The 10,000-nt window shown below is 41.1% G+C and carries 15 protein-coding genes (2 of these 15 only partly in view); 8 read left to right on the plus strand and 7 right to left on the minus strand.

Translation table 11 applies throughout. The features are described 5' to 3' along the window. Positions 1-431, plus strand: the 3' portion of a protein-coding gene (locus QC759_RS02525; protein WP_048071755.1) for a hypothetical protein. It extends 43 nt beyond the left edge of the window; only the last 431 of its 474 coding nucleotides appear in the window; its start codon lies off the left edge, out of view; it ends in the stop codon at positions 429-431. A gap of 113 nt (positions 432-544) precedes the next feature. Here QC759_RS02525 and QC759_RS02530 read toward each other — a convergent pair whose 3' ends face one another. The 4 genes from QC759_RS02530 to QC759_RS02545 form a co-directional block, all read right to left on the minus strand. Then, positions 545-868: a NifB/NifX family molybdenum-iron cluster-binding protein gene (locus QC759_RS02530; protein WP_048071754.1), complete on the minus strand. Its 324-nt coding sequence runs from the start codon at positions 866-868 to the stop codon at positions 545-547. A gap of 109 nt (positions 869-977) precedes the next feature. After that, the gene (locus QC759_RS02535) at positions 978-1,733 is read right to left on the minus strand and encodes a class I SAM-dependent DNA methyltransferase (RefSeq protein WP_048071753.1); all 756 of its coding nucleotides are present in this window, start codon (positions 1,731-1,733) and stop codon (positions 978-980) included. 62 nt (positions 1,734-1,795) lie between these two features. After that, positions 1,796-2,365, minus strand: coding sequence for a flavodoxin family protein (locus QC759_RS02540; protein ID WP_048071752.1), 570 nt, complete (start codon positions 2,363-2,365; stop codon positions 1,796-1,798). A 99-nt stretch (positions 2,366-2,464) separates the two neighbouring features. Next, positions 2,465-3,349: an alpha/beta hydrolase gene (locus QC759_RS02545; RefSeq protein WP_048071751.1), complete on the minus strand. Its 885-nt coding sequence runs from the start codon at positions 3,347-3,349 to the stop codon at positions 2,465-2,467. A 410-nt stretch (positions 3,350-3,759) separates the two neighbouring features. On the opposite strand from QC759_RS02545, the gene QC759_RS02550 reads away from it, so the two are divergent. From QC759_RS02550 to QC759_RS02570, 5 genes are all read left to right on the plus strand, one after another. Next, positions 3,760-4,236, plus strand: coding sequence for a response regulator (locus tag QC759_RS02550; RefSeq protein ID WP_048071750.1), 477 nt, complete (start codon positions 3,760-3,762; stop codon positions 4,234-4,236). A gap of 377 nt (positions 4,237-4,613) precedes the next feature. Beyond that, complete coding sequence (locus QC759_RS02555) at positions 4,614-5,024, plus strand: DUF2178 domain-containing protein (protein ID WP_048071749.1); 411 nt, start codon at positions 4,614-4,616, stop codon at positions 5,022-5,024. A gap of 64 nt (positions 5,025-5,088) precedes the next feature. Continuing rightward, entirely contained in the window at positions 5,089-5,469 is a 381-nt protein-coding gene (locus QC759_RS02560; RefSeq protein WP_048071748.1) for a DUF2178 domain-containing protein, read from the plus strand. Between the two features lie 61 nt (positions 5,470-5,530). Next, positions 5,531-5,728 (plus strand): helix-turn-helix transcriptional regulator, encoded by a 198-nt coding sequence (locus QC759_RS02565; RefSeq protein WP_048071747.1) that lies wholly within the window; start codon positions 5,531-5,533, stop codon positions 5,726-5,728. 150 nt (positions 5,729-5,878) lie between these two features. Then, positions 5,879-6,562 (plus strand): CPBP family intramembrane glutamic endopeptidase, encoded by a 684-nt coding sequence (locus tag QC759_RS02570; protein ID WP_048071746.1) that lies wholly within the window; start codon positions 5,879-5,881, stop codon positions 6,560-6,562. 155 nt (positions 6,563-6,717) lie between these two features. On the opposite strand, the gene QC759_RS02575 is transcribed toward QC759_RS02570, so the two are convergent. The 3 genes from QC759_RS02575 to QC759_RS02585 form a co-directional block, all read right to left on the minus strand. Next, on the minus strand, positions 6,718-7,419 hold the full coding sequence (locus QC759_RS02575) for a DUF116 domain-containing protein (RefSeq protein ID WP_048071745.1): 702 nt from the start codon (positions 7,417-7,419) through the stop codon (positions 6,718-6,720). A gap of 207 nt (positions 7,420-7,626) precedes the next feature. Continuing rightward, positions 7,627-8,106, minus strand: a complete 480-nt coding sequence (locus QC759_RS02580) for a hypothetical protein (protein ID WP_048071744.1) — start codon at positions 8,104-8,106, stop codon at positions 7,627-7,629. 20 nt (positions 8,107-8,126) lie between these two features. Further along, positions 8,127-8,282, minus strand: a complete 156-nt coding sequence (locus tag QC759_RS02585; RefSeq protein WP_144405504.1) for a hydrogenase maturation nickel metallochaperone HypA — start codon at positions 8,280-8,282, stop codon at positions 8,127-8,129. A gap of 178 nt (positions 8,283-8,460) precedes the next feature. On the opposite strand from QC759_RS02585, the gene QC759_RS02590 reads away from it, so the two are divergent. Further along, complete coding sequence (locus QC759_RS02590) at positions 8,461-9,525, plus strand: magnesium chelatase ATPase subunit I (protein WP_277897145.1); 1,065 nt, start codon at positions 8,461-8,463, stop codon at positions 9,523-9,525. Positions 9,526-9,548: 23 nt separating this feature from the next. Next, on the plus strand, positions 9,549-10,000 hold the 5' portion of the coding sequence (locus QC759_RS02595) for a vWA domain-containing protein (RefSeq protein WP_048071742.1). It continues 403 nt past the right edge of the window; 452 of the gene's 855 nt are visible here — the first part of the coding sequence; its start codon is at positions 9,549-9,551; its stop codon lies off the right edge, out of view.

Raw genomic sequence — 10,000 nt, forward strand, 5'->3', positions numbered from 1 at the left:
CACTGGTGATAGTGGGCCTGGGATTTATTATTTTTGGGTTGATGACCACTCCCGAGGCATTAACTGATGATGGTTATTCACTTAAAACCTTTTACTACTTCATGGGTGGTGCTTTTATTGTATTCCCGGTTTTAGGAGCTCTGGGTGTCTATTACTATTATAAAAGAATTAACGATCGGGAGATGTTCCTTATTAATGAGGGCATAAGGGGTGAAGCAGAGATTTTAAGCCGGGAACAGACTGGAACTTACATCAACGAACAACCTCAAGTCAAATTCAAACTATTAATCACCACACCCGATAGTGCGCCCTACGAAGTGGAACACAAGGAAATAGTTAATCTACTGGACATGGGTTCCATACCAGAGGGTAAAAAAGTACCGGTGGTGGTTCATCCCGATAATCCTGAGGATATTCTATTACTAATGTAGTTGTTCATCCGGTCGTTTCAAGTTCGATGTTTCACATCCCTGGTTTTAAAATCCATCAGTTTCACTTTTTGTAGTTCTACATCTGGTTGGCATTTTTAGGGAACTATTTTGTTTCATAGGTTACTCATGAACTTCTCATGCTTAATGAAACGTTCCAAGACCTCTTCAACAGTCCCTTCCTCTTCAACTAGTTTTAAATTGGCCTTTTTTATCCCATATTTTGCTTTCATCCCGGCCTGGGCGGCGATTATAACTTCACAATCTCCCAAAATGCTGAGCCCCTTATGCCACTGGTGTTTCTCTTCAGGGTTTATATTGGTGGGGATGTATTCTACAAATTCTATTTCATCTCCATCCCATTGGTATATGGCGAATCCCTTAGCCCGGCCAAAATGATCGGCATTCACCTGATCGGATGTGGCTACTGCAATCTTCATAATTACTCCTCCTTTGAATTGACCGGGACTCCTAATTTTCCACGGTAGTCCCTTTAATGAAGTGTCATTCTTATATTCCCTCATTATAATAATTCTTAATTCCTCATTATCATAATTCATGTTCTAATGGTTTTTTACATACAAAAACCGGTCGTTCATCTTTTTCTTCATTCCAGGGAATTTCAGAGTAATCACCGTAGATATGGGTTTTAAAACCAACTCCTTCCGCAATTCGGTTAACTTCCGGAGTGCTGAACACGCCAATCCGGTGCTGATCCACTTCAAAATCCATAATTCCGTCCTCCTTAATCAGGAAAACGAAGTTGGCATCGAAGACTCCATCGTATAATCTGCTCTGGGATATCCGAGCCAATTGGAGATCTCCATCCACTGCAGCATCCACCAGCATCCTTCCTTCTTCCCAGTTCTCGGTGCAAAAGCCCAGATCAAATATAAGTACTCCACCTGGTTTCAGATGATGGTAGAATCGTTTAAATGTTTTTTCCAGCTCTAAGAGGTTGGTGTGGTAGTTAATGGATGAAAACAGGCAAATAATGGTATCAAATTCCCGATCCAGGTCCATCTCTTTCATGTTACCCTGGATGAGTTCCATTTCCGGAACCTTTTCCCGGGCTATATCCATCATCTCTGGGTTAATGTCCAGTCCCACCACGTTGAAGGAATCGGTGAGGTACTGGGCATGGTTACCCGTACCGCAGGCCACATCCAGAAGGTTATTTCCCGGGGATTGCTGGTGAAGTTCCACCATCTGTTTAATGAATTCTACCTCACCAGGGTAGTCCATCCACTGGTAGATGAGATCGTAGTAACGGGCAAACTTACGATAAAGTTCCTGTTCCGGCATTTTAGGTATTCCTCTGGTATGTTTTCAGGATTATCAAAGTTGAAATGGCTTATAACTGTAATTTATCCTTTTATTTTCAATATGAGCTGGGCCACGTTATCTGCAAAACGCACTGCGGTCTGGATTCCTTCAGTGTCCTCTTCGGCCTCACCCGGCTGGTGGGCGAAGACCATGTTCCAGTAGGTGCTTCCGGGAACGATCATGTCGTTGATGAAGAAGAACATGAGCATTTCTTGTATAGTGGCAGTGTGACCACCCCTACGGGCCACAGCTATGGGACCTCCCACCTTCCAGGACAGGAAGTTTCCTGAGTTCATGCTGACCATTCCAATTCTCTGCAGGGCAGACATCAAATCACCACGGGCTGTTCCAAAGTACACCGGGGAACCAATGATAAACCCATCAGCCACCTTTAACTTTTCGATAATATCGTTAAGCCCGTCTTTAAGGGCGCACTGGTGCAGTTGGGCACACTTTCCACAGGCAATGCAGGAGCGTATTTTCATCTGGCGCAGGGAAACAATTTCTGCTTCCAGCCCACTTTCTTCAATGGTCCGGGCACATTCTTCCAGGACCTGCATGGTGTTACTTTCTTTCCGTGGACTGGCACATAACATGAGAACTTTTTTCATGGTTTAAACCTCCAGAGACATTCTTTTTAGACTTTATTATTTTATTTATTTGGTATGGGTTTTACCATTATTAGAATGGAATGTTATTTAGTTCACCAGCTATTTGGTCAAACCCTTTATAAATTCCCCCACACTCCTCAAAGATCCTTCACTTTCTCTCAAGTGAGAGTAAAACAGTTGCCAGGTATGAAACATGCCCTGCCACACTTCCAGGTCTACTTTTACTTCTTTCTTAACGGCCACTTCTCGGAAACGATTTATATCGCATAGAAGGAGTTCACGACTTCCGGCCTGGATTAACAATGGTGGCAGTCCCTCCAGATCTCCATATATGGGTGAAACCAGTCCATGGGAAGTGCTTTGTCCCTGCAGGTACATATCCCGCATATCTTCCAGTGCAGAGTAGTTGATCCAGTCTTTTACATCTTTCAGGTGACTGTAAACTACTGGGAACTTAAAATCCACCACCGGGGACATACAAACCCCTCCCAGTGGTAATTCTTCCCCCATCTCTTTCAGGGCAAGCAGAGTGGATAGGGTCAGAGTACCTCCTGTTGATATCCCAGCAATAACCAGTTCCCGGGCCTTGAAACCTTCATCGCGCAGCCAGAGATAGGATTCAACACTATCTTTCACCGCTGCCGGGAAGGGGTGATCCGGGGGCAGGCGGTAATCAACACTGAAAATGGAAAAACCAGTGTGTTTGGATATTCTCTGGCAGAGGTCCTGGTGTCCACGGGTAGATCCCCGGTTGAGTACTCCCCCGTGAAGGAACAGGATAACCTTTCGAGAGCTGCTTTGGGGGGTTACCATCCAGTAGGAAGGGACGGGAGCATCTGGTTCTGAGGTGATTTTCAGGGGACCATGGGAACTGAAAGATAAAAAAAATTCATTAAAATGCTCTGTATTACTATCCAGTCCAGCTTTTGTGGGTTTGAACTGGTTTGCAATGATTTTAAGCAGGTCATCAACGTTTTGGTTCATCTTTCAAAACCTTGCCCTTTAAGTTAAAGGATATGAAATTTTTCTTAATCTAGCCATCACCCTTAGCCCTGGTTTTTTTGGTCCAGACAAGGGGTTAAAAAATATACACTCTCTGAAAATTTTGACCTTGTATGAATCGAAATTAATAATTAACCTTGTTTGAATCGAAATTAATAATTTATAGGATTGACAAATATAACTTTGAATTTAATTTTCGTTGTATTAATATTCACCAGAATTCGTTAACACTTTAAGTAAATCCCGGAACATACCTAACGAATGAGGAATAAATTCCCAACAACGAATAATTAATATAATATCATGGATTAATAATATAAACAAAGCACGAAGAAATACCCTGACACTAATTATGAACAGTAATGAATGGTGTTATCTTAAGGGGGAGCGTTATGACTGATATAACTATTATGCTAGTGGAAGACGAGATTATCGTTGCTGCTGATGTTAAAAATCGACTGGAAAGTATGGGATATGAGGTTCTGGGGATTTTTGACACGGGAGAGGAAGCCATCCAGAGGGCCGGGGAACTGAGGCCCAAACTGATTCTGATGGACATTGTCCTCAAGGGAGAGATGGATGGAATTGATGCTGCCCAAAAGATACGTGAGCTGTACGATATCCCTATTATCTATTTAACTGCCTATTCTGATGAAAAAACACTGCAAAGGGCCAAGGTAACTGAACCCTTTGGTTATGTGCTAAAACCATTTGAAGACCGTGAGATCCAGAGTGCCATGGAAATGGCCCTGTACAAGCATGAAATGGAAAAAAAATTAAAGGCCAGCGAAGAAAAGTATCGTAAACTGGTAGAAAAGTTCCTACGTGTTTCCACGGAGATTTTAAATGAATTAAGTAAACCAGAATAGATTTTACGTTTATATTTTTTCTCAATCAATTTTTACTTCTATATTTTATAATTTTTTCCTAATCCTTCTTTTTATCCGGTTTTCTAATCTTTTAAATCAATATTATTTCTTTCCAGAATAAGCATTTACTATTTTTGAATATTGTTTAAAGTAAAGATTATTAAAATCTATTATCTATTTTAGAGCTTTTAAATCCTTTATTTTTTCCTTAAAATTATTGCTAATATTTTTTCCTGCCAAACTGTTTTGAAAATGGGTTTTCCAGGAGAATACTCATTTTAATCCGATAATCTCCCTCCATATATGTAAACCACTCATTACTTTTAGTAAAGTTTATATAACATAATGTATAGTGTACTTTACATGAGGTGTAAGTTATGAATCTTAAAACTATACGAATAATCTTAACTGCAGCTTCCGGACTGGGAACTGTTTTATGGGTTTCCGGAATGATATTAGCCAATATTTACCTGGTTGCCGCTGCTCTTTTAATGCTGGTAGTCATTATTCCCGTGGCCTATTCCAATCGGAACAATATGAAAGAGATCTTCCAGGGGAAGGATGCAGCTATCGTGGATGATGAGAGAACACAGATGATCAATGAAAGGGCATCTAACATGACCATGGGGGTCTATTTAGCGGCGATGTTGTACATTGCGGTGATAATTGTCACCATGAGAAATGTTTATCCCCAGTACACCGTGGTGGGATACGCTATATTTTTATCACTCATCTTTGCCCTGGTGTTATATGCCTTCGCGCGATGGTACTACACTCGAAAGTATTAAAACGGAGATATGCGAAGTTTACAGAATAAATAATGATTAAAGATTAAGATATTGGAGTGAATCTATGAACCGAAAAAATTACCAGTTTTTCCGAGTACTGATCATCATTTTCGTGGCCTCCACAGTTGCTCTGGGTGTCTCCCTGGGGAGCCTGGTACTGGCGGGGCTCAGTTTTGGTATGGGAATAGTGTTATCGATTTTCCTGCGCAGAAAACTGGATGAAGTAACGGAAGATGAGAGAACAAAGGTAATTTCTGGTGATGCCTCTAGGATGGCCATGATCCTGTTTCTCGTGGTGATAACCGTGGTGGGCATCGTTGTACTGGCACTGAAGAATGTTTTCCCCCAGTACACTCAGGCCGGAATCACCCTGTGTGATGCATCGGGATTGCTGGTTATCCTCTATACAGGAACCTACTGGTATTACAATAAAAAATATGGTTAAAATGGCTTTTATGGTTTATTTAATAACAGTTTGATAAAAAACAGTACTGGTTTGTGATGTTATGGAAAACAAATTGAAGGTTTATCGGGCCATGAATGAAATAACCCAGGAGGACCTGGCTCAGGCACTGGGAGTCACCCGTCAGACCATCATTGCCATTGAAAAAAATAAGTACGATCCTTCACTTAATCTGGCCTTTAAAATAGCAAGATACTTCAAAGTCCAGATTGAGGATCTTTTCATCTACAAGGATGAATAAAACTGCAGGGGAAGGGTAATATGAAGAATAAATCGCGGGGAAGGGTTATAAAAAATAATAAATTCAAAGAATATTTACAAAAGTATTACCAAATGAATACTTGGTGAATAAAATAATCTAAGGATAATAATTGGAATAACAGGAGCTCAAATGAAACTTTTCAACTCGTATAAAGATAGGAATGACTTTTTAAAACTAGTCCTGAAGATTGTCGTGGCCTTGGCCTTGATACAATTGTTCCGGGTGGCTATCTTTGGAAGTCTATGGATAACAGTCCAGCCAGGTGATAACATAACCCTGTTCCAATTCATAAATGGTTTGCAATTTATCATTGTGGGAATAATTCTTCTTTTGTACTTCAAACCCTCTCTGGATGAGCTGGGACTGCAATGGGATGATATTCGCAGGAGAACCCGACTTTTTTATGTTATAGGGGTACTGATTCTGGTAACTTTAATAGTAATTCCCTACACCTTTGGGTGGGAGCTTCAGATCCTTGTCATGGGGCTGATGTTTGGTCTTATCACCCCTCTGTTTGAAGAACTCCTCTTCAGAGGTTATATTTGGGGTAAGATATCCCAATCCCCTGGAATGGTCTATCCTCATGCCATGACACTCATCACGGTAACTTTACTTTTCATGGTATGGCACTTGGGATATCTGGATGTTTTAATCCTTCATCCACTGGCCTCCACTAATATCCCCTGGATAATGGTCTCAAAGATGGGAATCGGTCTGGTTTTAGGGTTAATAGTCGGATATTTACGTCTTAAAACTGGTAAAACATATGCTTCAATATTGTTCCATGGTCTCTGGAATGTTTTTGCACCTTAAGTGAATTTATACCGGGAATTGTAACTTTTGGGGAAGTAACTTTGAGAATTGTAACTTATTGACACCAGAAGGGGGCTTTAAAGGAGGTAACTTTAAAGAGGCAGATTTAAAATATGGTAAAAAAAAGTTGAGCTTGATGTATTTAAAAAAAGGGTTTACAAGATCCTGCGGTTGGGTTCAGGATTACAGGAGTTATCTGGTGTCAGTTTCTTGGCTTCCTTAAGTTTAACCCCCATTTTTTCCAATACCGCACGGGTGTCCACTTTGGTGTTAACACATCCATCCCGTAGAAGGGGTACTCCCTGGCAGGGGAAATTGGAGAGGTTCATCATTGCCAGATTGAGGTCCTGGAAGCAGGCCACCCCTATAACTGCCTTGAACTTGTTCTGTTCCACTATTTTCTTGAGGAAGGTTGAACCAGGAATTATAAAAACCTGGAAACCCATCTTTTCCCCTTTATCCTTCAAAACACCGATCACACAGCGTTTACAGTTTTTGCACACCAGGCCGGATGTTTCCAGTTTTGCCTCGCATTCCAGGTGCCGGAGGCAGTGCGGTAAAACCAGGATGGTTTCCTGGGGGTCTATCTTTTTAAAATGTTTTTCATTAACTTTGTTTCGAACTTCTACACCTATGTTATCTACAATTTTAGCGTTTACACCCACGCTTTCTGAAAATTTCTTGAAGAGTCCGTAGAAAACATCCATGGTGAAAAGAAGCAGTTTGGGGAAAACAAGACGGTCCTTTTCAATGAGTATTCGGCCCAGTATAAGGGTGACTGATAATAGAATTAGGAGCAGGATTCCTGCTATTAAAACTACCTGGCCAAAAATTTGGTAAAATGCGGAAATGGTCATTTTTATCATCTAATATTTTATTTAGGCTTTAAAGAGATTTATTACATAAGGTTATTGGTTATAAAATATATCTCTAATTGGAGAATTTTTTTAGTATTATACCTGAAAAAATATGGTAAATCGGAAAAATTTAAGTAATTATCATTTATTTATCATCCTATATATAAACTGCTTATTAAGTAATCCCTCGTTTTTCACCGATGGAAACTATGATATTTCTTCGGGGAATTTTTCAATATTGAACTCTTTTAGGGGTCCTTTAATTTCTAAACCCCCTTTGATTGCGGATATTTCAACTCCAGAAAGATCGTCACAGGCACACAGTATGTCCTGTTCAGGGTGGGTCCCGGGTGTGATGTTACAATCCAGGCGCACCTTTTCCCCGCAACTGGCCACCAGGGGTAGTCTCCGGGAGGTGGGATGATCTGAGGGTAAAACCACTAGGGGAGTTCCTATTTCTCTTAATAAAAAAATCAGTGACTTAATTCCCTCTTTACTCTTTGAAGTAGAGTTCAGGGCTGAAACTGCGATAATATCCTCTGGTTCCATGAACAGGACGATTTCCTCGTTATCAGGAGTTCCCATAAATATATGTCCCTGGTGGGCGAACTTGGCTACTCCCACCATCCCTGACTTTCCCTTCAAAAAAATAATCTCATGTGGTTGAAGGGGGATTTCCTGGTCCATGTATAATACTCTGCTTGACTTTATTCCAGTTCTTCCACATTGTCTGACTGGCAGGAGGGACATACTACTCTTCGTCCAATCCCATTAAATTCATTATCACAGTCCAGGCAACGATATCTTTTGGTTTTAAGCTTTTTCATTTTAATGTCAGCCATGGGGCCGCCTACAGTGCACATTGCATATCACCACCCATGTTTATATGATTCCCTGATATTAGTTTTTTTGGGTGGTAAATCACTCCTAAATCAGTTCAGGGGCATATTTTTATTCTATAAATCATATAGTAATAACACTTAAAACACTTCAAATAACTCATAAAACTTAATTAGCAGAATTTATATTTCTAGCGTGACGGTGAGACTATTGAAAAACCTGATTTTTCCATTTTCGGCTATTGTAGGTCAAGAAAAAGTTAAAAAAGCCCTGGTATTGAATGCGATCAATCCATCCATTGGGGGGGTTCTGATCAAAGGGGATAAGGGAACCGGGAAGACCACGGCAGTGCGAGCCCTGGCTGATCTTTTACCTCCACTGCAGGTTATTAAGGGATGTCCCTTTAACTGTGATCCGGATGATCCGGCTTCTTTCTGTGATTCCTGCCGAGAGGAATCAGAAATACAGGTGGAAGAAAAGAAAATGCGGGTGGTTGAACTGCCACTGGGAGCCACAGAAGACCGGGTGGTTGGATCCATTAACATTGAAAAAGCACTTAAAGAAGGTATGAAAGCACTGGAACCTGGTATATTGGCCGATGCTAATCGCAACATCTTATATGTTGATGAAATAAACCTTTTGGATGATAATCTTGTTGATGTTCTCCTGGATGCTGCGGCTTATGGAATAAACACTGTAGAACGTGAAGGAATTTCACTGGTACATCCTTCTAACTTCATACTGGTGGGAACCATGAACCCGGCTGAAGGGGAGCTCCGGCCACAGTTATCAGACCGGATAGGCCTGCAGATCTCAGTGCAGAGCATAATGGATATTGAAGACCGGGTGAAGATCATGGAAAGAAGGGAGGCCTTTGAAAGGGATCCTCATGCCTTCCGGGAAGAATTTAAGGAATACCAGGACCAGATACTGGAAAACATTATTGAAGCCCGCACACTCCTCCCCCAAGTCCAGGTTTCACCAGAGATGATGAAGGTAATAGCCCAGCTATGCGTAGATATGGGTGTGGATGGTCACCGAGCAGACATCGCCATTTTAAAGACTTCAAAAACCTTAGCTGCCTACTACAAACACCAGGAAGTTGAAGCAATAGATGTGGAAGAGGCGGCTGCCCTGGTTTTAGGTGAAAGATTCCATAAAAAGTCACTGGATGAAGAGAAAATCAAAAAACAAATAAAAAACGCGGTGAATGAAGTTTCACGTGATGAAACTGGGGATGATAAAAAAAAGTCCCAGACCAGGTAGAAACTGAACAGAAAAAGAGGGGTATGAAACTTAAAACCCTTAAAAAAGAAGAAGGAAAGGTGGAATCTCAGGAAGAAGAGGTGGATGTAAAAAAACTCCTGAAAACTAAGGGGAAAAAGAAACAGCGCATTTATGGTAAACGGATGGATTCTAAGACTCAGAAAGGCCGTTACATAAAAAGCAAACTTCCTAAAGACTCTTCTGGAGATATTGCCATTGACGCCACATTGCGGGCGGCAGCAATGAGTTCCAATGGTGGAATTAAGGTTAAAAGTGAGGATTTGCGTCATAAAATCCGTAAACATGGCGCCAAGGCATCCATTGCCATGGTGGTGGATATCAGTGGGTCCATGTTCTCTGACCGAAAGGCCAATAAATTGAAGGGAATTTTAAACAGTGTAATCGAGGATGCCAACCGGCACCACGACCGTATCAGTGTGGTGGGATTTAAAGGGGAAAAGGCAGAGGTAATTAT

Source organism: Methanobacterium formicicum, from assembly GCF_029848115.1.
Classification (GTDB): domain Archaea; phylum Methanobacteriota; class Methanobacteria; order Methanobacteriales; family Methanobacteriaceae; genus Methanobacterium; species Methanobacterium formicicum.